This is a genomic window from Sphingobium sp. TomTYG65 (genome assembly GCF_055395525.1).
Map to the genome: position 1 here is coordinate 209,308 of NZ_AP027332.1, position 20,243 is coordinate 229,550.

Genomic DNA, 20,243 nt, shown 5'->3' on the forward strand with positions numbered 1-20,243 from the left:
TTTTTAATCATCGCCAATGCGGTCCGACTGGATTTCATCGTTTGATTAATTTTTCAGCCCCTGCGTCTCGACATAGCTGCCCGGCTCCTCTACCGAATGGGAAATGAACGACTCTCTGCACGGCGCCGGAACACTGGAAGCCTCGTTGCGGGCGCGCCGCTCGGTACGGGGATTTCGCCGCGACCCGGTACCGACCGAGGATATCCGGAGCATATTCCGGCTTGCGGCGCAGTCTCCGTCTAATTGCAATATTCAGCCCTGGATCGTGCATGTCCTGTCGGGCAACGCGGCTGACCGTCTTCGCGCGAGGCTGCACGAAGCCGCGCGAAATGGAACGCCCCCTTCGCCCGACTATCCCTTCCCGCACGCCTATCCCGGCGTCTATCGCGATCGTCAGATAGAGGCGGCCAAGGCTCTCTTCGCCGCCACCGGTGTCGAGCGGAACGACGGTTCGGCCCGAACCCAGTCCTTCCTGCGCAACTACCGCTTTTTCGATGCGCCGCACGTCGCGTTCATCCTGATGCCGGCCTGGGCTGGCGTGCGCGAAGCGGCCGATTGCGGCATGTATACCCAGACGCTGATGCTGGCGATGGCCGATCACGGCGTCGCATCTTGCGCGCAGGGGGCGCTTGGCCATTATGCCGGCATCGTGCGGGCGCAGCTGGGCGTGCAGAACGATTTGCGGGTTCTGTTCGGCATAGCATTTGGTCATGAGGATCATGAGCATCCGGCGAATCGTACCCGGACGAACCGCGCGGCGCTCGAGGACACAACCTACTTTCACGACTGACCTGCTGCGCGCTTCGGACCAATCCGAATGGCCCAAGTCGGCCTTGGCCGCCTGGTCCGGCACGCAGCGGATCGCCTCATAATGATGATCAGACGCTTCGCGCGTCATGCAGGAGAAAGAAGATGGCAGAAGCATATATAGTCGATGCAGTTCGCACGGCCGGCGGGAGGCGCAACGGGCGCCTTTCGGGTATCCATCCTAACGACCTCGGCGCCGTTGCGCTGAACGCCCTGGTCGAACGGTCGGGCATCGATCCCGCCGTGGTCGAGGACGTGATCATCGGCTGCGTCAGTCAGGCTGGCGAGCAGTCGATGCACATCGGTCGCAACGTCGTGCTCGCTTCCAAGCTGCCCGCCAGCGTGCCCGCCGTCACGATCGATCGCCAGTGCGGCTCCTCGCAGCAGGCGATCCACTTTGCCGCGCAGGCAGTGATGTCGGGCACGATGGACGTGGTGATCGCCGGAGGCGTCGAAAGCATGTCGCGAGTGCCGATGGGAACGCCCTCGCTGCCCGGAACAGGCGCTCAGCCTTGGGCGCCCTCGGTGCTCGATCGTTTCAATGTCTCCAACTTCAGCCAGTTCGACGGCGCCGAGATGATCGCCCGCAAATGGGGCTTCACCCGCGACATGCTCGACGCCTATGGCGTGGAGAGCCACAAGCGCGCAATCGCAGCGACTGAGAGCGGCGCCTTCTTTCAGGAGATCGTGCCCGTGACGATCACCTTGCCGGACGGCACGGCGGACATCCACGTCCGCGATGAAGGAATCCGCTTCGACGTTTCGATGGAATCCATGGCCGGGGTTAAGCTTCTCGTCGAGGGCGGCACCATCACGGCAGCGTCCGCCAGCCAGATCACCGACGGGTCGTCTGCCGTCCTCGTCGTGTCCGAACGGGCGCTCAAGAACTATGACCTGACGCCGCTTGCCCGCATCGTCAATCTGACGGTCACCGCCGGCGATCCGGTGATCATGCTGGAAGAGCCGCTTTATGCGACCGAAAAGGCGCTCAAGAAGGCGGGAATGAAGATCGACGATATCGACCTGTTCGAGGTGAACGAAGCGTTCGCGCCGATCCCGATGGCGTGGCTCAAATACTTAGACGCCGATCCGGCAAAGCTCAACGTCAACGGCGGCGCCATTTCCCTCGGCCACCCGCTCGGCGCGACGGGCGCGAAGCTGATGGCGACGCTGGTTCACGGCCTGCGCGCGCGGGCCAAGAAATATGGTTTGCAGACGATGTGCGAGGGCGGCGGGATCGCCAACGTCACGATCGTCGAGGCATTGTAAGAGCGGGGACGGGCGGCGAAGCCGGATCCGCCGCCCGTCCTTGGCGCAGACCGGCAATCGCGGTCAGCCTGCTTCCGGCACCGTTTGGCCGCGCCGCTGCTGTTCTTCGCGCAGCGCGTTCTTGAGCACTTTCCCCGCCGGAGAGAGCGGCAGCGCCTCTACGAAACTGAAACTGCGGGGCACCTTGTAACCGGCGATCCGCTCGCGGACATGGGCCTGGATGTCGGCCTCGTCCGGCGTAGCGCCCGCGCGGAGTACGATGACGGCATGCACCTGCTCGCCGAAACGCTCGTTCGGGACCGCGATGACCGCGGCCTGCGCAATGGCGGGATGCGTGCTCAGCGCGCGTTCCACTTCCGCCGAATAGACATTCTCGCCGCCGGTGACGATCATGTCTTTCAAGCGATCGACCACCGTCACATAGCCGTCCTCGTCCATCCAGCCAAGGTCGCCGGTGTGCATCCACCCGCCACGCAGCGCCTCCGCCGTCGCTTCGGGCATGCCCCAATAACCCAGCATCACATTGGCGCCGCGCGCGCAGATTTCCCCCACCGTGCGCCGCGGGACTTCCTGATCCGCCTCATCGACGATCTGCAGCTCGCAGGCCGGGGTCGCCTTGCCGGCCGAGCGGCCCCGCCCTTGCGCGCGGGCTTCCCCGCTATGGTCGGCTGGCGAGAGCGCCGCGCAGATTGGAGCAAGCTCCGTCATGCCATAGGCTTGGGAAAAGCGCGCATGGGGGAACGCCGCCATCGCGCGATCGAGCAGCGCGTCATCGATGCTTGAGGCCCCGTAGCGGATATTGCGCACATTGCTCATATCCTTGGTCTCGAAACCGGGATGGTCCATCATCCGGCGGATCATGGTCGGCACCATGAAGAAATCGGTGACGCCTGCCTTCCCGATCAGGTCCAGAGCGCGGCCCGCTTCAAACATCGGCGCCATGACATTGGTGCTGCCCGAAAGCATGGCCAGGAACAGACCGGACAGCGCGCCGACATGGAATAGGGGCGCGCAATGCAGGTAGCGGGGCCCGGATCGTCCTTCCTCAACCGCCAAGGCGCCGAAGGCGGAGGCGAGGAGGTTGCCGTGGCTCAGCATCACGCCCTTGGGAAAGCCGGTGGTCCCGCCGGTGTAGAGGATCGCCGCCAGATCATCACGGGAACGCAGCGCATCGTTCGCGGGCGGCGATGCCCCAATCAATACCTCATAATCATGGGCATCCGCCACCTCGGCTCCGATGGCGATTACCTGCGCCAACCCTGGCGCAGCCGCCCGGATGGCGGGGACCATCGCGGCAAATGCCCGATCCACGATCAGGACGCGGGTGGCGCAATTCTCCAGCGAATAACCGATCTCATGCGCTGACCAGCGAATGTTGACGGGGTTGATGACTCCGCCAGCCCAGAATGTGCCGAACACATATTCAAGATAGGCATGGCTGTTGAGGGCAAGCATGGCGACCCGGTCGCCCGGCATGAAGCCAAGCCTCTGCAACCCGCTGGCAAGCCGCGAAACGCGATCGGCGAATGCCCGCCACGTCCAGCGCCGATCGCCGTCGATGATGGCCGTCATGTCGGCCATCTGCTGAAAGTTGCGATGCACCATCTGCGTAAGATACACGGCGCGATCCTCTCCATATTATTTGGGCGAGTGTTATACACTATCGTCCAGGGTCGCTCTCTAGTCGAGCAGCACTTGTTCGATCGCCTCACGCTCTGCCTGCGTGATGGCCAGCGTCTGTTCGACATAGGCGTCGATTCCGCCGACACCGGTGACAACGGCGTCGATCGCCGCATCGAGATAACTACGCTCCGCGCGCAGCACGCCATCCAGCGCCTCGGGACCGCTCCATCCGTGCTTGCGTTCCGCTATCGCCTTGAGCACATCGAAACTTTCATTGGTCAGCAGATAATCCGCCGCAATATCCTCGAAATCGACGCCGAGCGACCATAGCAGAAGCGCCGCGGCCACACCCGTCCGATCCTTGCCGGCGCTACAGCCAAACAGGATCGGCACTTCGCCCTTGGCAACCCAGCGGAACAGGGTGGCATAGGATTGGGCGTGGCTGAATGGCAAGTCGCGATACAGCGCCTGCATGGCCAAGCTCACGTCACCCGCCTCTATTTCGGCTCGTTCGAGGAGCGCGCGGATCGATGTTGACGCATCTGCCGCCGGATCGCCCCAGAGCGCGGCGTTGATCATGGGCAGCCACGCATAGCTGTGGAGCCGCCTTTCCCGTTCGCTGCGCAGGTCGATGACCGAACGGATGCCCAGTCGCCGCAGCTCCGCGACGCACGTACGGGTGACTTCGCTCAGGTCGCCGGAGCGGAACAGCAGGCCGGATTTGAGCGGCCGTCCGGAGCGAACGAACATAGGGCGGATGGCGCGGAAATTGGGCGCTGAAATCTCAATGCTGCTGGCCAAACACCTGCTCCTTGCATTCCCGCATCCCGCGCGACGCGCTATCTTCTCCGCCGCTGTCGGGGCGCGTGCAGCGCCCACGCCCTTCCCCGCGACAGGGAAGGACGTCGGCCCATATTGCCGCCCTCAGTCGCGCGTGAAGCTTTCGCCGGCCGCGGCCTTGCGCTCCAGCAGAGCGCTCGGCTTGAATGCGTCACCGTAACGGACTTGATATTCCTTGAGCTTGCTGACGATGGTCGGCAAGCCGACCGTGTCGGCCCAGAACATGGGGCCGCCCGTATACACCGGCCAACCATAGCCGAGGATCGCGGCCATATCGATGTCGGACGCGCGCAACGCGATGCCTTCCTCCAGCAGCTTCGCGCCTTCGTTCACCACTGGGTAGAGCAGGCGGGCGACTATGTCCGCCTCATTCTGGTGGCTCACGCGCTCGATTCCCTTTTCGACCGCGACCTCTGCGATCACCTGCGCGGCCACGGCAGAGGGCGTCGCGTTCCGCTTCTCGTCATAATCATAATAGCCGCCATTCTGCTTCTGGCCCAAGCGACCCCTCCGGACGAGGTCGCCCATGAGCGTCCGCTCGCTTTCCCCACGTCCGACCACGTCTAGGCCCACCAGATCGATCATCCGGAATGGCCCCATTGCAAACCCGTAATTCTCGATCGCGGCGTCGATCTCGGAGGGGCTCGGCCCTTCGAGGACCAGTGCGTTCGCCTGTTCGAATCGCTGATTCATGATCCGGTTGGCAATGAAGCCAAAGCAGACGCGGGAGAGGACCGGCACTTTGCCAATCCTCTTAGCGAGCTGCATGGATGTTGCGATGACTTCCCGGGATGTCTTCGCGCCGCGCACCACTTCCAGCAAGCGCATCACGTTGGCGGGCGAAAAGAAGTGGAGGCCGACGACCATATCCGGTCGGCTCGTCGCGGACGCAATCTCATCGAGGTCGAGAAAGGAGGTGTTGGACGCCAGAATGGCGTCAGACTTCGCGATTTTGTCGAGCTTGCCGAAAATATCCTTCTTGACGCTCATCTCCTCGAACACGGCCTCGATCACCAGATCGACTTGGGCAAGCGTCTCCAGCCCCAGCGCAGGGGTGACGAGCGCCATGCGCTCGTCCACCTGCTCCTGCGTCATGCGGCCCTTTTTCGCGGTCGCTTCATAATTGCGCCGGATGACGCCCAGTCCGCGATCCAGCGCCTCCTGGTTCATCTCCACGAGCGTGACCGGAATCCCGGCGTTGAGAAAGTTCATGGCGATGCCGCCGCCCATCGTCCCGGCGCCAATCACGCCCACCTTCGCGATCGGGATCTTGGGCGTCGAAGACGGCACGTCGGGCACACGGGCGGTCCCGCGTTCACCGAAGAAGGCATAGCGCTGGGCCAGCGACTCGGTGCTCGATTCCAGCTCGCGGAACAGCGCCCACTCCCGCTCGATGCCCTCGTCAAAAGGAAGCTGAACGGCAGCCTCAATGGCCTTGACGATATTCTCGGGCGCCTTGAACCCTTTGAACGCGCGGGCGTTCTTCTCGCGGAATTCGGCGAAAATCTCCGGCTTGCCGCGATCGGCTTCCACCTTGTCTTGACGGTCACGCACGCGCATCAGCGGGCGGTTTTCGCGAACGACGCGTTCGGCAAGGGCGACGGCGTCCTCGCGCAACCGCCCCTCTTGCGCCAACGCATCGACGACGCCCAGCTCTTCGGCTTCCTTCGCCTTAATCGGACGGCCCGAAACGATGAGGTCCAGCGCGGCTTGCGCGCCGATGATGCGCGGCAGGCGCTGGGTGCCGCCCGCGCCCGGCAGCAGGCCGAGATTGACCTCCGGCAGGCCGACCTTCGCCGACGGCACGGCGATCCGGTAATGGCACACCAGCGCCAGCTCGAGGCCGCCGCCAAGCGCCGTTCCGTGGATGGCCGCCACAACGGGCTTGCTGCAATCCTCGATGCGTTTGAGCACGACGTTGAGATCGGGCTGTTCCGGCGGGCGGCCGAATTCAGAAATGTCGGCACCGGCGAAGAAGGTGCGCCCGCCGCAGATCAGCACGATGGCCTTGACGCTCTCGTCGGCTTCCAGCGTTCGGATGCCCTCATCGATCCCCTTGCGGACGGCGAAGCCCAGCGCGTTGACGGGCGGAGAGTCGATCGTGAGGATCCCGATACCGTTTTCGATCGCCAGCGAAGCGATGTCAGTCATAATAGCTCCTGAAAAAAATGGTTCTGGGGTGAGGCGGCGCCATTCAGATGGCGCGGCTCACCACCTCCTTCATGATCTCGTTCGTGCCGCCGAAAATGCGGGTGACGCGCGCATCGCGCCACAACCGGGCGATCATATATTCATTCATATAGCCCGCGCCGCCATGAAGCTGGAGCGCTGCGTCGCAGACGCGCGCCTGCATCTCCGTATGCCACAGCTTCGCGGCAGATGCCTCGGCGGTGGTAAGCTCGCCCTTCACATGCCGGGTCAGGCACCAGTCGATATGCGCCCAGCCGACCTGCAATTGCGTCTTCAGGTCGGCAAGGGTGAACTTGCTGTTCTGGAATTCGAACACCGGCTTGCCGAAGGCCTTGCGGTCCTTGGTGAAGGTCACGGCTTCATCGAAGGCGCGCTGCGCACAGGCCTGCGCCGAAATGGCGATCGACAGGCGTTCCTGCGGCAGCTGGCTCATCAGATAGACGAAGCCCTGTCCCTCGGCCCCCAAGACGTTGCTCAACGGCACGCGAACGTCCTCGAAGAACAACTCCGACGTATCGGCGGAATGCTGGCCGATCTTGTCCAGATTGCGCCCCTTCTGATAGCCCGGCGTCGTCGCGTCGACCAGGATCAGCGACGTGCCCTTCGCGCCGAGGGTCGGGTCGGTCTTGGCGACGACGATGCAGACATCGGCATTCTGCCCATTCGTGATATAGGTCTTTGACCCGTTGATCACATAATGGTCGCCATCCTTGACGGCTGTTGTGCGAACGCCCTGCAAATCCGATCCCGCGCCCGGTTCGGTCATCGCGATCGCGGCGATCACATGACCGCTTACCATGCCCGGAAGATATTTCTGCTTTTGCTCCTCGGAGCCATATCGCTCAATATATTCGGCGACAATGTCGCTCTGGAGAGTGAGGCCAGCAGAAGAACCGGCATAGGCAAGCTCCTCGGCGACCACGGCATTATAGCGGAAATCGAGCCCAAGGCCGCCATATTCCGGCGCTACGGTGGGGCACAACAGCCCGGCCTCGCCACAGGCCCGCCAGAAGTCCCGATCGACGATCCCTTCCTGTTCATGCTTGTCGAGCTTGGGCAGCAGTTCGCGCTCGAACAAGCGACGGACGCTATCCCGGAACATCTGAAGATCGTCATCATAGGCCGTCCGACCCGCTACATCCAGCATTGCAACTTCCTTCTTCCCTCGCCAGCTCCCCATTGCTCATGGAAGCTGTTGGCCCTATGCGGTATATAATTGGTCGATTAAATACATGAGCCGGAGGCAATGAGCAACTATCTATTAGCTGTTGACCGACGGTCGAGCGAAACGGACTAATCTTGCAGCATTGGCGGCGTCGTCGGCACCAACAGGGTGCCCGGCAGACCAGTTTCTCGTATTGAGGCTAAGGAGGGAGACGATCCATGGCAGAAGTGGGACGCGTTTTGCGGCTGGGCAATATTGATGGAATCGGGCCGTTCGCACTGACCCGGGAAGAGAGCTCGGCACCGGGCCTCGGCGAAATTCAGGTGAGGGTCGAAGCTACGTCGCTCAATTATCATGATTTCGCGGTCGTGACCGGTTTGCTGGGGCAGCGGCCCGGATTGACCCCGATGTCCGACGCCGCCGCCATCATCACTGCCGTCGGTGAAGATGTCACCGCCTTTGCCGTGGGTGATCGGGTCGTCAGCCTGTTCTTCCCGGAATGGCGCGACGGGGACATCAAGCCCGCCTATCTGCGAACCGTTCCAGGAGATCGCGGCCAGGGTTTCGCGCGGGATTACGCCACTGTTCCCGCCCATTGGTTCACCCGCGCGCCTGCGGGCTATAACGCGGCGGAGTCGGCGACCCTGCCCTGCGCGGCCCTGACGGCATGGCGGGCGCTGATGGGAGAGGCCCAGATCAAGGCAGGGGATTGGGTGGTGACGCAAGGCACCGGCGGCGTGTCGCTGTTCGCGCTGCAATTTGCCAAAGCTGTAGGCGCCAAGGTGGTCGCGACGTCATCGTCCCCGGAAAAACTGGAAAAGCTCCGGAGCCTGGGCGCCGACGCCGTAGTCAACTATCGCGAAACGCCCGACTGGAGCCGCGCGGTGCTTGATGCGACCGGCGGCGCGGGCGCCGACGCCGTGATGGAGATTGGCGGCGCGGGCACTCTGGGACAGTCGATCAAGGCGACGCGACTTGGCGGGCGAATCGTCCTGATCGGCGTGCTAGCTGGCTATGCCGGGGAAATCCCCACAGCGGAAATGATGCGCCGAAACATAAGGCTGCATGGCGTTACGGTGGGCAGCCAGGCACAGCAATGCGACATGATCCGCGCGATCGAGGCGACCGGCATCCGCCCGATCGTCGACCGCAGCTTCGCTCTGGAAGAACTTGCGGACGCCTTCGCTTATCAGGCGTCTGGTGCACATTTCGGCAAGATCGTCGTCGATCTCGCCAAGGATTGACTGGTGCGCGGGCTGCTGACGGGCAGGTGTCCGCAGCCCATTGCAGTCGATCCCTGTCGACCAATGGACCAATGGCTCGTTCTGAGCGCTCAATAGCCCTTCAAAGCAGCATATTGCTGCGCAATTTGCGCATTGCCGCCCAGAAGGGCCGCACTGACCCGCGCCCATTTCAGATAATTCCCGGCCAGATGCTCGCTCGTCATGCCCATGCCACCGTGCAACTGCACCATTTCGTTGCTGGCATTATGAATGGCCTCGCCCGCCATGTATTTGGCGAGCAGCGCCAATTCGCCAAAATCCGGAGCGTGCGCGTCAGCGGCGGCCAGAGCAGCCGCCACGCAGGAGCGCGCCAGTTCCAGGTCGATTAGCATCTGTGCCGCCCGATGCTGCAAGGCCTGGAAGGAGCCGATACTGCGACCAAACTGCTCCCGCGTTTTCAGATAATCGACGGTGATCTCGATTGCCCTTTCCGTTGCGCCCACCATCTCGGCAGCGAGCCCTACCCTGGCGAGGTCGAGCGCAAGAGACGCCGTTTCGCTTCCACCCGTCAGCAACGCATCTTCGCCGACGATCACATCGTCGAGCAGGATGTGAGCGAACGCCCGGCCATCCACGCTCTCGACGGCTTCGGAACGGACCGCCTTGCCTTCGACGAGGAAGATCGCGGTTGCGTCCGCCTGAGCGGAAACCAGCAGCCATTCAGCATCCGCACCGCCCTGCACCCAGCTCTTGCGCCCATTAAGACGCCACCCCTGCTCTGCCCGTGTCGCAGACATGTCGATACGATCGTGGTGGGCGCCCTCGCCGAATGCGAGCGCCGCGCGCGCTTCCCCGCTTAGGAGACGCGACAGCATCTCTCCCTGTGCCGCCTCCCTACCCCAACGCGCGACCAGAAACGCCCCAATCGCGCTTCCCAAGAGCGGTATGTCCGCGATTTCCCTCCCGACGGCGTGCAACAGCGAGCCCAGCCCCGTCATGGCAAAGCCAGCGCCCCCCTGCTCCTCCGGAACGGCAGCCGCCGTCCATCCCATCTCGGCGATACCGTCCCACTGTCTGACCGCCAGAACGGGATCGCGGCGCAGCCCCGCCACCGCCGGGGCATGGCGCTCCATCCAGTCCCGCGCCGTCTCTGTTAGCATCTTCAGGTCGTCGGCCGAAACCGGCATGGGCAATATCCTCAACTTAGTCCGGGAGGCCGAGCACGCGCTTAGAAATCACGTTCAAATTGATCTCCGACGTGCCCCCTTCGATCGAATTGCCTTTCGACCGGAGCCACTTCCGGGTTTCCACAAGATGTTTTTCGGAGAAATTGTCGCCGGACCATCCGAGGCCATCAAGCCCCAGCAACTCAACCGCCAGTTCGCCGCGTTGCTGGTTGGCCTTGGCCGAGGCATATTTGACCACGGATGTCAGCGCGCCGACACTTCCCGAATCCGCGTCCAGCTGAGAGCGACGCGTCGTCAGTTCGACCGCCTGTTCGTAAAGGTTGAGGCGCGCAATTCTGCTCCGCAACGCCTCGTCCGCGATCCGCCCCTCGACCTGGCCCCCCGCCCGCTTTGCCAGTTGCTCGATCCGCACGCTGCGGTCGCCGCCGAAGCCCACGGCCGACACATTCTGACGCTCATATTGCAGAAGCTTCTTGGCGATAGTCCAGCCGCCGTTGAGCGGCCCGACCATATTTTTCTTGGGCACCCGCACATCGTCGAAAAAGGTTTCGCAAAAAGGGGATGATCCGGAGATCAGTTCGATCGGACGAACCGACACGCCCGGACTGGCAAGGTCTATGAGAAGGAAGGATATGCCCAGATGCTTGGGGGCCGCGGGGTCCGTGCGCACCAGGCAGAAAATCCAATCCGACTTGTCCGCATAAGTCGTCCAGATCTTCTGGCCATTGACGAGCCAATGATCGCCTTTGTCCTCCGCCCGCGTGCGCAGAGCAGCAAGGTCCGATCCCGCGCCTGGCTCGGAATAGCCTTGGCACCAGCGGATTTCGCCCCGCACGATAGGCGGCAGGAAGCGCTGCTTCTGTTCCTCTGAGCCATATTCGATCAGCACCGGCCCCAGCATCCAGAGCCCGAACGAAAACAGCGCTGGCCGAGCGCCGGCCCGTTCCAGTTCCTCCTTGAGGATCATGGCTCGGGCAGCGTCAAGTTCTGCTCCCCCATAGGCGGCAGGCCAGGTCGGCGCGGTCCAGCCCTGCGCGACCATCGCATCGAGCCAGATGCGCGTGTCCGGATTGGGATAGCTTGCGAGAAGCCCGCCCCAGGGGATTTCCTCCTCCCGCATCGGGGTGCGCATGGAGGCCGGCAGATTGGCCTCGATCCAGGCCCGGACCTCGCTGCGAAAATCCGTCATCACACTGTTCCTTCCGTCGCCCGGACCGCAATCCCGCCAGTACCGGGCCTATCCTGCCTCACTTTTCCCGGCATCCATTCATCGCAGCAGCATGCCGCCATCAATGACGATGCTTTGTCCGGTGATGTAGGACGCCTCCTCGCTCGCAAGGAAAAGCACGGCAGCGGCAACCTCCGCCGGCGTTCCCCAGCGTCGGGCGGGGACCGAGTTGATGATGGCGTCGCGGTTTTTTCGGCTCTTATCGGCCCAATCGATCATGCGCGTCTCGATGAAGCCGGGCGCCACCATGTTCACGCGGATATTATCGCGGGCCCACTGATCCGCTACCGACCGGGTGAACCCCAATATGCCGGTCTTGCTCGCCGTGTAGGAGGGATAGGCTTTCAACGAGATGAAACTGGCGCTTGACCCCACGTTGACGATCGCGCCTTGCCGCTGCTTGAGCGTGGGGTGGAACAAGAAGCACAGCTCGACGGGACCGGCCAGATTGACTTCCAACGTGCTGCGAAAGCCGGCCATGTCATATTCGTCGTTGCGCGCCTGTCCCGCATTGTTGACGAGGATGTCGAGCGAACCAATCGTTTCAGCAAAGGCGGCGCGGGCAGCCGGATCATCCATCCTCAACCGGTGATAGGTGAAGGAGGAAAGATCATCATCATAGTCGCCAGCCGACGCACGGGTTCCGGTAATGTGGACGGCCGCGCCGGCCTCCACGAATGCGCGCGCTATGCCAAGCCCAATGCCCTGAGTGCCTCCCGTCACGACGACGCGCTTTTCCGAGAAATCGAATTTGATCATTGACACTCCTTCATCACCGACCGGCGATCGCCAAGGCCGTAGCGACGCGGCCCAGCTGTTATGCAGCGTGCACGCAAAACAGCTATCCGCAATTTGAAAGATAATCCCGCCGCATCCTTCACCCTTTCTGCGATATGTAAGCGGCTAACTAATGTCTGGCAAGTTCGCTGAGTGGAGCGCCCTTGATTTTACAATCTCCCTCATCGAAGTCGATCCACCCGGAGTGGGGGTCGTCAGCCTGAGCGATCTGCGGGATCGAATCTAGTTGCCGCGATAAATGGGTGCTCGCTTTTCAAAGAAGGAGGAGACCGCTTCCTGATGATCCTGTGTGACCGAAAGGAGCACCTGCTGTCGATCTTCCAGCGCCATAGTTGCCTCCATGCTCGGCGCGTCCAGATTGAGGTTCATCGCCTGTTTGGTGAGACGCAGGCCCCAAGGACTGGTGAGCAGCATTTCTCGTGCCAGCGACTTGGCCGCGTCAAGCAGCGCCGAATGTTCGATGACTTCGCTCAACAGACCGAGACGAAGCGCCCGCTGTGCGCGAACGAAGCGTCCGGTCAGCAACATCTCGGCCGCTAAAGAACTGCCGACCAGACGCGGCAGAAGATAGCTCGCGGCCATGTCGCATCCGCCCAAACCGACCTTGATATAGGCCGCGTTCATCCGCAGGTCTGGGGAACCCAAGCGAACGTCAGAAGCAAGCAGCAGCGAAAACCCTCCACCGCATGCCGCGCCATGCCCGAGCGCGATGATGGGCTGAGGGCATGCGCGCATCAATCGATAGATGTTGCCTATGCGGGTCTGGACCTGCAAAATATGCAGCGCGGGTGTCACGCCTTCTTCCCGCTTCCAGCCACCAAGGTCGAGCCCAGCGCAGAAAGCGCGCCCATTGGCCCGCAGGATGATCACGCGCACGTCAAGACGGTTCGGAAGACTGGAAAAATACTCAGTAAGTGCTCCGGTAAGACCTTCGGACAGAGTGTTGAGCGCGCTGGGCCGGTTAAGCGTCACAATTTCGATCTCACCGTGGCGCTCGATCAGTATCTCGGCTTCGTCCATGAATCTCTCTTGCCCGCGGAGCGTACCCCAAGGAACCGCTGGATCAAACTTAATTCATGATTTAATTGAAACGAAACGTGCGGCGAATCCCGCTTTCTGCTTCTTCCCGTCATGGAGTTGGCCGATGACCGACATGCCCCTCGCCGTCACCGTGAACGCCTTTGGCCCGCTTGAAGACCTCAGGCTTGAGCCTCATGATCCGGGGCAACCCAGCCCGGGACAAGTGCGCATCGCCACTGAAACGGCCGGGATTAGCTATGTCGATGCGCTGGTGGGCAGGGGCGAGTATCAGCTCAAGCCCCATCTGCCCTTCATCCTCGGCAATGAATGCGCCGGCATCGTCGAAGCGGTGGGCGAAGGCGTTGCCGCCGATCTGCTCGGCCAACCCGTCTGCGGCGCGGGTTTTCTGGGCGCGTTCAGTCATGCGATCAACCTGCCGGCGCGAGCCGTCACGCCGTTGCCGGCTGGAATGTCATTCGAGGAGGCGGCCGTCTTTCGCGTCAGCTACGCCACGGCCTATTATGCACTGGTTCAGCGAGGGAATCTGAAGGCTGGCGAGACATTGCTGGTGCTAGGAGCAGGCGGCGCGGTGGGCTATGCCGCGGTGCAGGTCGGCAAGGCGCTGGGCGCGCGCGTCATCGCTTCCGCTTCCACTGAGGAAAAGCGCGCTCTGGCGATGAAGGGCGGCGCCGACGCGGCGGTGGACTCCCGCTCGGACAACTGGCGCGAGGAGGTGAAAGCCGCCAACGGCGGTCGCCCGATCGACGTGGTAGTCGACCCGGTCGGCGGCGACGCGACGGAACCGGCGTTCAGGTCGCTCGCGTGGAACGGACGCTTGCTGGTCGTCGGGTTTGCCGGCGGCGCGATTGCGCGATTGCCGGTCAACCTTCCCCTGCTCAAAGGCGCTTCGCTGATCGGCGTCGATCTTCGTCAACTGGGCGAGCGCGAGCCGCAAGTGCAAGCGGACAACATGCGCGCGCTGTTCGCCCTTTATGCACAGGGCAAGCTGAGCCCCGCCATCGCCCAGGTCTTCCCGCTCGAACGCTTTGTCGATGCGCTCTGCGCCAGCAAGGATAGCGTAGGACGCGTGGTCTTGAGAATGCGGTAAATTCCTGCAATTTCCGGATAGCTGCCAATGCCCACAATATTGCTTGGCTACTTCAACAGCACCAGCTCTTCCGCCATGCTGGGGTGCAGCGCGACCGTGTCGTCAAACTCCTGCTTGGTGAGGCCCGCCTTCACCGCGACCGCCGCCGCCTGGAGGATTTCCGGCGCATCCGGGCCAATCATGTGCAGACCGACCACGCGATTGGTGGTCGCGTCCACCACCATCTTGTAGAGTGCCCGCTCCTCTCGCCCGGCCAGCACATTCTTCATCGGCCGGAAGTCGGACGTATAGACCTTGACCGTGCCAAGCTTGTTCTTCGCCTGCGCCTCGGTCAGGCCAACGCCAGCCAGCGGCGGGTGGCTGAACACGGCGGAAGGCACGCAGTCATAATCCACCGTCCGCGGATTGCCGCCGAACACCGTATCGGCAAAGGCATGCCCCTCGCGGATCGCAACCGGCGTCAGTTGCAGGCGGTTGGTGACGTCGCCCACCGCATAGATGCTCTCGCAACTGGTGCGGCTATAGTCATCGACCTTGATCGCGCCCTTGTCGTCCAGTTCAACGCCCGCACTCTCAAGCCCCAATCCCTCGACATGAGGCTGCCGTCCGGTCGCGAACATGATCGTGTCGCAAGGTATGGGATCGCCATTGCTGAAATGCATGCACAGCGTTCCATCCACATTTTTCTCGATCCGCTCCATCTGCGCATTGAAGCGGAAGACGATGCCTTTCATCGTCGAAATCTGCATCAGCCGGTCGCGGATCTGCTCATCATAGCCGCGCAGCAGCGTCGCCGACCTATTGACGATGGTCACATGGCTACCGAATTCGTTGAAGATTCCCGCAAATTCATTGGCGATATAGCCGCCGCCGACGATGATGATGCGCTTGGGTGCGTCCTCCAGGTGGAAGGCTTCGTTGGAAGTGATGCCATGCTCCGCTCCCTCCATCTCAGGGATGGCAGGCCATGCGCCGGTCGCGACGAGGATATATTTGGCGCTCACCTCGCGCCCGCTCGCCAGCTTCACGTTATGCGGCCCGGTGATGGTCGCGCGTTCCGAGATCAGTTCGACCTTGTGGCTCTCAAGCGTGTTCCTGTAGAGCCCCTCCAGCCGGTCGACATCGGCCAGCACATTGTCGCGCAGCACTTTCCATTCGAAATCGCAATCGGGCACATTCCAGCCAAAGCGCCGCGCATCCTTCAGGTCCTCCGCAAAGTGCGCGCCATAGATGAGCAGCTTCTTGGGCACGCATCCGCGAATGACGCAGGTGCCCCCGACCCGATATTCCTCCGCGACCGCAACCTTCGCCCCGTGCGCGGCCGCCACTCGGGAGGCCCGCACGCCTCCGGATCCCGCACCGATGACGAAAAGGTCAAAATCATAGTCGCTCATGCCGGTCTCCCTCTGGATGTGGCGGGATATGGCGGCATCCCATTTAAAAGACAAACCCCTTAATCACCTGTTTGATGAGGATCGGCGAAGCTGTGGGAGCGGGCGGAGCAATGTTTCAGTCTGATCTGCCCAATCAATCGCCCGACAATTCGATGCTGGTCCGCCGCATCCTTGCCTAGTCACTAAGGCGCGGCACCCCGGAGGATCAACGCTTCGATCACACCGCTGCCAACAGCCAGCATAAGACATATCGTCGTCTTAAAGGCCATATATGTACGCTTTATAGATGATTCTTCTTTTTTTTGGTTTTTTTCGAGTCTACGATGCCTTTAATGCACCGATTCTGAGATTTGTTGGGGTTGCTTGGTCCCGATCCCTGTCAAATCGGATGAAGCAGATCGTCTTTCGAAGACCAAAACAATATAATCAATAATCATATGAATAATGCTGATCCTTTGAATGATGAAATTGGGGAGAATGTATGGAAAAGGTAAAGCTACTAGTAGGAATCTCAGCTCTTGCGGTGGGACATATATTCGCCAATTTCGCTGAGGCGCGCGAGGCAAAGCCGCCGTTGCAGGCCGCGTCGACACCTGGCGACATCGTCGTGACGGCGACAAAGCGAGGCGAGAATGTCCAAGATATCGCAGCGTCGGTGACGGCGCTCTCCGGCGAAGCGCTCAGCCAAAGCGGATTGCGCGATTTGAAGGACATTTCAACAGCGATACCAAATCTGACATTTGGCGAAAGCAATGGAACCACGATGTTGGCTATTCGAGGCATCGGTTCCACGGTCGATTCCGGGGTAACGGAACCGACGGTCGCCATGTATATCGATGGCGTCTTCCTGCCACGCTCGACCATCGCGACCTTACGGGCTGTCGATCTTGAGCGTGTGGAAGTGCTGCGCGGCCCCCAAGGCACGCTCTACGGCCGCAACGCGACTGGGGGCGCAATCAACTTCATTTCGGTGGCGCCTACCAAGAATTTTTCCGGCGGTCTCAATTTGTCCACCGGCAGCCGCGACGCCTTCGGCGTCAACGGCTTTCTGTCCGGCCCTCTGGGTGACGGCGCTTATTTCCGCGTCAGCGGCGGTCATGAAGTTCAGGATGGATATGTCCGGATCGTCAACACCGGGCAGAGGCTCAACGGCACGGACGTCGATTATGTGCGAGGAGCGTTGCGGCTCGAACCGAGCGATGCTCTCACGATCGATCTGGCGGTAAGATATGAACGCAGCACCGCAACCACCGCATTCAACGAGCCGATCACGACGTCCCCGCTGTTCCCGCCCGACCTTCAAACGACGGCGGTAAACCGGATCATCGCCGATCGGGAATATGACCAGTTAGTCGAAACCTTGATTTCCAACTTGACCCTCAACTGGGAAGTCTCGGACAGTTTTTCCGTCCGCTCCATTACCAGCTATGTCGATCACCGGTCGAATATCGGTTTCGATGCAGAGGGCACCGGCACCGATTTCTACAACACGCCGAGCAAGAGCTTCCAGCGCCCGTCGGAATCCTATGCTCAGGAATTCAACTTCATCGGAAACGGCGACCGATTGAAATGGGTGTTGGGCGCCTATTATTTTCATGAGGATGCCGGTAACTCGCTACCTGTCCGCATTGGCAGCTACGGTTCACTGGTGCTGGGCCTGCCCGAAGACACGATATTAGGACAAGCGGTCGACAGCAGATCGAAATCCTGGGCGTTGTTCGGGGATGTGACGTACGATGCCACGGACCGGCTGCGTCTGGGTCTTGGCCTTCGCTACAACGAAGAGAAGCAGGATTTTCGGCAAATCTTCTTTATTACGGGGATTGTCCCGCAAACGATTGTTCCTTTCGACGTTTCGAATAAAAAGCTGCTGCCCAAAATATCGGCGCAATATGATTTCGCCGATCATGTCATGGGCTATGCGCAGTGGTCGAAAGGCTACAAGTCAGGGGGCGCCAACCTGCCGGGCGGCGGCGGAGAGTTGCTTGGTCCAGCGCTCGGCTTCTATCGCCCTGAACAAATAGATGCTTTCGAGGTTGGCCTGAAAAGCCAAAGCGATGACAGGCGTCTTACCGCCAATTTCGCCGCTTTTTATTACGACTATAGCAACCTTCAAGTGACGATCGTCGTGCCGCCCGCGGCGACGCAGGTGAATAATGCCAATGCGAAAGTCTATGGCGCTGAAATAGACTTGGCCTGGCGCCCTGTCTCTGCGCTGACGCTCCAGGCCGCGGCAGCCTACACGCATGGGCGTTTCAAGAATTTCGCGAGCGTCGATGCGGTGACGGGACAGCTCACCAATCTCGATGGCAAGCAGCTTCCCCGCGCTCCCGAATTCACCGCAAATCTGGGGCTTTCATACCGTATCCCGCTCAACTCAGGCCTTCTTTCCTCGCTCACCCTGCGCGGCGATGCTAAATATAGCGATCGGGTGGTGCTGCGCTATTTCGGAACGCCCAACGACTCGCAAAGGGCCTATGCTCTCGCCAACCTGTCGGCGACGCTCGCCAACAGCGACGACACGGTACGCCTGCGCGCTTTCGTGAACAACGTCACCAATAAGATCTACAAGCTCAACGCCTCCAGCTTCGGCCTAGGCAGCTATTACGCCAATTATTCGGAACCCCGCGAATGGGGTCTCGAACTGACCTATCGATTTTGAAACGGCTCTGAATCCGAGCCGCGCTCCCAAACACGCGCATAATGTTCCAATCAATCATAAAAGAGGATGTCATGGGAAAACTGACCGATAAAGTTGCGATCGTGACCGGCGCCGGGCAAGGGGTCGGCCGGGGGATTGCGCTCGCCTTTGCGAAAGCGGGCGCGAAACTGGTTCTCGCCGGCCGAACGCTCTCCAAGGTCGAGCAGGTGCGGGCGGAAATCAACGACCTGGGCGTTGAAGCCGTCGCAATCGCCTGCGACGTCGCCAACCGGGCGCATGTCGAAAAGGCGGTCAGCGAAGCAATCGGCCGATGGGGGCGCCTCGACATAGTCGTTAACAATGCCGCGGCCGGTTATGAGCAGTTCATGCTGGAGGATACAACCAGCGAATATTTGCAGGAGGCCGTCAACACCAACCTGTTCGGCACGCTCTGGTTCATGCAGGCGGCGCTGCCGCACCTGAAAGAAACACGCGGCTGCATCATCAACCTGGCGTCGGAAGCCGGGACGGAAGGCTGGGCCCATCTGGGGTCCTATGCGGCGACAAAGGAAGGGGTCCGGGCGCTTACGCGAACCGCCGCCAAAGAATGGGGGCCGTTCGGAATCAATGTGAACGTGATCTGCCCGCTTGCCAATTCACCGGGCATGACCTGGTTTGAAACGACGCATCCCGAACATTTCGGGGCGGTGCTTGCGCAGGTGCCTTTGGGCTATATCGGAGATTGCGAACAGGATGTCGGTCCTGTGGCGGTGTTCCTGGGATGCGATGATTCCCGCTATATCACTGGCCACACTTTCATGGTCGATGGTGGCCGGGCGATCCTGCGGTAAGGGTTGCCAGCCGGGTTGCCTCATATGGGCGACCCGGCTCCGTCCTTTGGCCAAGACCGGTCCCTTTGCGAGGCAATGAAGTCGTTCATGGAGCGGCCGCCGGCCAGAAATGCCGCGCTGCGCTGCGCTGCGTCCGGATCGTTCCGCAGCAGCAGACCGAAGGCCGCTCTTTCGGCGGCAAGGCTTTCTTCCATTGGCTGCATGCTGTCCCGAACCAGCTTCTTGGCCGCTGCCAGCGCGCCGGCGGGCAGCCGAACGAGCTCTCCGGCCAATTCGCGCGCGCGCACAATGGCGTCGGGCACCAGTTCATTGACTAGGCCCGCCCGCTGCGCTTCCGCGGGAGTAAGGGCACGACCACGCATGATGAGATCGAGGGCGCTGGCCAGCCCAACCAGTCCCGGCAGCCGGCAGGTGGCTCCCCCGCCCGGAACGATGCCCAGATGCACTTCCGGCAGACCGATCCGATAATCCTCGCCCTCCGCAATCCGAAAATCGCAACAGAGCGCAAGTTCCAACCCGCCCCCCTGGCAGAAGCCATTGATCGCCGCGATCGTCGGACGGGACAGGTGTTCGATTGCCCGAAAACAGGTGGAAACGGGATTGTCCTGCCGCAGGATAGCGACCAAGTCATCCTCGGTTTTTGTGGATCGCTTCAACCGACCAGCGAACATTTCCTCTTCCGCCACATCATAATGGCGAATGAACACGCCCGGCTCCGCTCCGGTGAATATGACCACCCTGATCTCCGCATCTTGCTCGATGCGCGCCAGCATCTGGCTCAAACCCTCGATGTGCGGCGTATCGATCATGCCCGACGGTGCCAGATCGAACGCAATAATGGCGATGCCGTCTTCAATTTTCATCGTGTTCATAACGGACGCGCTTTCAGAAAATGGTTA

General features: G+C 61.4%; 16 protein-coding genes. 6 read left to right on the forward strand and 10 right to left on the reverse strand.

Annotated features, from left to right (window positions below; translation table 11 throughout):
* The first annotated feature begins 103 nt into the window (after positions 1 to 103).
* Both ACZ5Y5_RS20590 and ACZ5Y5_RS20595 read left to right on the forward strand, forming a co-directional pair.
* Entirely contained in the window at positions 104 to 790 is a 687-nt protein-coding gene (locus ACZ5Y5_RS20590) for a nitroreductase (RefSeq protein WP_464811683.1), read from the forward strand.
* A 122-nt stretch (positions 791 to 912) separates the two neighbouring features.
* Positions 913 to 2,076: an acetyl-CoA C-acetyltransferase gene (locus ACZ5Y5_RS20595; protein WP_464811684.1), complete on the forward strand. Its 1,164-nt coding sequence runs from the start codon at positions 913 to 915 to the stop codon at positions 2,074 to 2,076.
* 63 nt (positions 2,077 to 2,139) lie between these two features.
* Here the strand turns inward: ACZ5Y5_RS20595 and ACZ5Y5_RS20600 are convergent, their stop codons facing one another.
* The 4 genes from ACZ5Y5_RS20600 to ACZ5Y5_RS20615 all read right to left on the reverse strand — a co-directional run bounded on the left by ACZ5Y5_RS20600 (position 2,140) and on the right by ACZ5Y5_RS20615 (position 7,876).
* Positions 2,140 to 3,696: an acyl-CoA synthetase gene (locus ACZ5Y5_RS20600; RefSeq protein WP_464811685.1), complete on the reverse strand. Its 1,557-nt coding sequence runs from the start codon at positions 3,694 to 3,696 to the stop codon at positions 2,140 to 2,142.
* Between the two features lie 60 nt (positions 3,697 to 3,756).
* Positions 3,757 to 4,500 carry a tyrosine-protein phosphatase gene (locus ACZ5Y5_RS20605; protein ID WP_464811686.1) on the reverse strand — a complete coding sequence of 248 codons (744 nt, stop codon included), beginning with the start codon at positions 4,498 to 4,500 and terminating at the stop codon, positions 3,757 to 3,759.
* Between the two features lie 123 nt (positions 4,501 to 4,623).
* Complete coding sequence (locus ACZ5Y5_RS20610; RefSeq protein WP_464811687.1) at positions 4,624 to 6,690, reverse strand: 3-hydroxyacyl-CoA dehydrogenase NAD-binding domain-containing protein; 2,067 nt, start codon at positions 6,688 to 6,690, stop codon at positions 4,624 to 4,626.
* Positions 6,691 to 6,733: 43 nt separating this feature from the next.
* A complete protein-coding gene (locus ACZ5Y5_RS20615) occupies positions 6,734 to 7,876 on the reverse strand; it encodes an acyl-CoA dehydrogenase family protein (RefSeq protein WP_464811688.1) in 1,143 nt (380 codons plus the stop codon).
* Between the two features lie 236 nt (positions 7,877 to 8,112).
* Between ACZ5Y5_RS20615 and ACZ5Y5_RS20620 the strand changes: the two genes are divergently transcribed.
* Positions 8,113 to 9,138, forward strand: coding sequence for a zinc-dependent alcohol dehydrogenase family protein (locus ACZ5Y5_RS20620; protein WP_464811689.1), 1,026 nt, complete (start codon positions 8,113 to 8,115; stop codon positions 9,136 to 9,138).
* 89 nt (positions 9,139 to 9,227) lie between these two features.
* Here the strand turns inward: ACZ5Y5_RS20620 and ACZ5Y5_RS20625 are convergent, their stop codons facing one another.
* From ACZ5Y5_RS20625 to ACZ5Y5_RS20640, 4 genes are all read right to left on the reverse strand, one after another.
* Positions 9,228 to 10,304: an acyl-CoA dehydrogenase family protein gene (locus ACZ5Y5_RS20625; RefSeq protein ID WP_464811690.1), complete on the reverse strand. Its 1,077-nt coding sequence runs from the start codon at positions 10,302 to 10,304 to the stop codon at positions 9,228 to 9,230.
* A gap of 16 nt (positions 10,305 to 10,320) precedes the next feature.
* Positions 10,321 to 11,493, reverse strand: a complete 1,173-nt coding sequence (locus ACZ5Y5_RS20630; RefSeq protein WP_464811691.1) for an acyl-CoA dehydrogenase family protein — start codon at positions 11,491 to 11,493, stop codon at positions 10,321 to 10,323.
* Between the two features lie 78 nt (positions 11,494 to 11,571).
* Positions 11,572 to 12,291 carry an SDR family NAD(P)-dependent oxidoreductase gene (locus tag ACZ5Y5_RS20635; RefSeq protein ID WP_464811692.1) on the reverse strand — a complete coding sequence of 240 codons (720 nt, stop codon included), beginning with the start codon at positions 12,289 to 12,291 and terminating at the stop codon, positions 11,572 to 11,574.
* Positions 12,292 to 12,552: 261 nt separating this feature from the next.
* Complete coding sequence (locus ACZ5Y5_RS20640) at positions 12,553 to 13,350, reverse strand: enoyl-CoA hydratase/isomerase family protein (RefSeq protein WP_464811693.1); 798 nt, start codon at positions 13,348 to 13,350, stop codon at positions 12,553 to 12,555.
* Between the two features lie 124 nt (positions 13,351 to 13,474).
* Between ACZ5Y5_RS20640 and ACZ5Y5_RS20645 the strand changes: the two genes are divergently transcribed.
* Positions 13,475 to 14,458, forward strand: a complete 984-nt coding sequence (locus ACZ5Y5_RS20645; RefSeq protein ID WP_464811694.1) for an NADPH:quinone oxidoreductase family protein — start codon at positions 13,475 to 13,477, stop codon at positions 14,456 to 14,458.
* Between the two features lie 47 nt (positions 14,459 to 14,505).
* On the opposite strand, the gene gor is transcribed toward ACZ5Y5_RS20645, so the two are convergent.
* Entirely contained in the window at positions 14,506 to 15,852 is a 1,347-nt protein-coding gene (gor, locus tag ACZ5Y5_RS20650; RefSeq protein WP_464811695.1) for a glutathione-disulfide reductase, read from the reverse strand.
* 481 nt (positions 15,853 to 16,333) lie between these two features.
* On the opposite strand from gor, the gene ACZ5Y5_RS20655 reads away from it, so the two are divergent.
* Entirely contained in the window at positions 16,334 to 18,514 is a 2,181-nt protein-coding gene (locus ACZ5Y5_RS20655) for a TonB-dependent receptor (protein ID WP_464811696.1), read from the forward strand.
* Positions 18,515 to 18,585: 71 nt separating this feature from the next.
* Complete coding sequence (locus ACZ5Y5_RS20660) at positions 18,586 to 19,344, forward strand: SDR family NAD(P)-dependent oxidoreductase (RefSeq protein ID WP_464811697.1); 759 nt, start codon at positions 18,586 to 18,588, stop codon at positions 19,342 to 19,344.
* 20 nt (positions 19,345 to 19,364) lie between these two features.
* Here ACZ5Y5_RS20660 and ACZ5Y5_RS20665 read toward each other — a convergent pair whose 3' ends face one another.
* Positions 19,365 to 20,216 (reverse strand): enoyl-CoA hydratase/isomerase family protein, encoded by an 852-nt coding sequence (locus ACZ5Y5_RS20665; RefSeq protein ID WP_464811698.1) that lies wholly within the window; start codon positions 20,214 to 20,216, stop codon positions 19,365 to 19,367.
* Positions 20,217 to 20,243: the final 27 nt, after the last annotated feature.

Excerpts from the sequence above, each read along its gene's own strand:
- ACZ5Y5_RS20590 (WP_464811683.1), top strand. The coding sequence starts at position 104 with ATGAACGACTCTCTGCACGGCGCCGGAACACTGGAAGCCTCGTTGCGG.
- ACZ5Y5_RS20595 (WP_464811684.1), top strand. The coding sequence starts at position 913 with ATGGCAGAAGCATATATAGTCGATGCAGTTCGCACGGCCGGCGGGAGG.
- ACZ5Y5_RS20610 (WP_464811687.1), bottom strand. The coding sequence starts at position 6,690 with ATGACTGACATCGCTTCGCTGGCGATCGAAAACGGTATCGGGATCCTC.
- ACZ5Y5_RS20615 (WP_464811688.1), bottom strand. The coding sequence starts at position 7,876 with ATGCTGGATGTAGCGGGTCGGACGGCCTATGATGACGATCTTCAGATG.
- ACZ5Y5_RS20620 (WP_464811689.1), top strand. The coding sequence starts at position 8,113 with ATGGCAGAAGTGGGACGCGTTTTGCGGCTGGGCAATATTGATGGAATC.
- ACZ5Y5_RS20625 (WP_464811690.1), bottom strand. The coding sequence starts at position 10,304 with ATGCCGGTTTCGGCCGACGACCTGAAGATGCTAACAGAGACGGCGCGG.
- ACZ5Y5_RS20630 (WP_464811691.1), bottom strand. The coding sequence starts at position 11,493 with ATGACGGATTTTCGCAGCGAGGTCCGGGCCTGGATCGAGGCCAATCTG.
- ACZ5Y5_RS20635 (WP_464811692.1), bottom strand. The coding sequence starts at position 12,291 with ATGATCAAATTCGATTTCTCGGAAAAGCGCGTCGTCGTGACGGGAGGC.
- ACZ5Y5_RS20640 (WP_464811693.1), bottom strand. The coding sequence starts at position 13,350 with ATGGACGAAGCCGAGATACTGATCGAGCGCCACGGTGAGATCGAAATT.
- ACZ5Y5_RS20645 (WP_464811694.1), top strand. The coding sequence starts at position 13,475 with ATGACCGACATGCCCCTCGCCGTCACCGTGAACGCCTTTGGCCCGCTT.
- gor (WP_464811695.1), bottom strand. The coding sequence starts at position 15,852 with ATGAGCGACTATGATTTTGACCTTTTCGTCATCGGTGCGGGATCCGGA.
- ACZ5Y5_RS20655 (WP_464811696.1), top strand. The coding sequence starts at position 16,334 with ATGGAAAAGGTAAAGCTACTAGTAGGAATCTCAGCTCTTGCGGTGGGA.
- ACZ5Y5_RS20660 (WP_464811697.1), top strand. The coding sequence starts at position 18,586 with ATGGGAAAACTGACCGATAAAGTTGCGATCGTGACCGGCGCCGGGCAA.
- ACZ5Y5_RS20665 (WP_464811698.1), bottom strand. The coding sequence starts at position 20,216 with ATGAACACGATGAAAATTGAAGACGGCATCGCCATTATTGCGTTCGAT.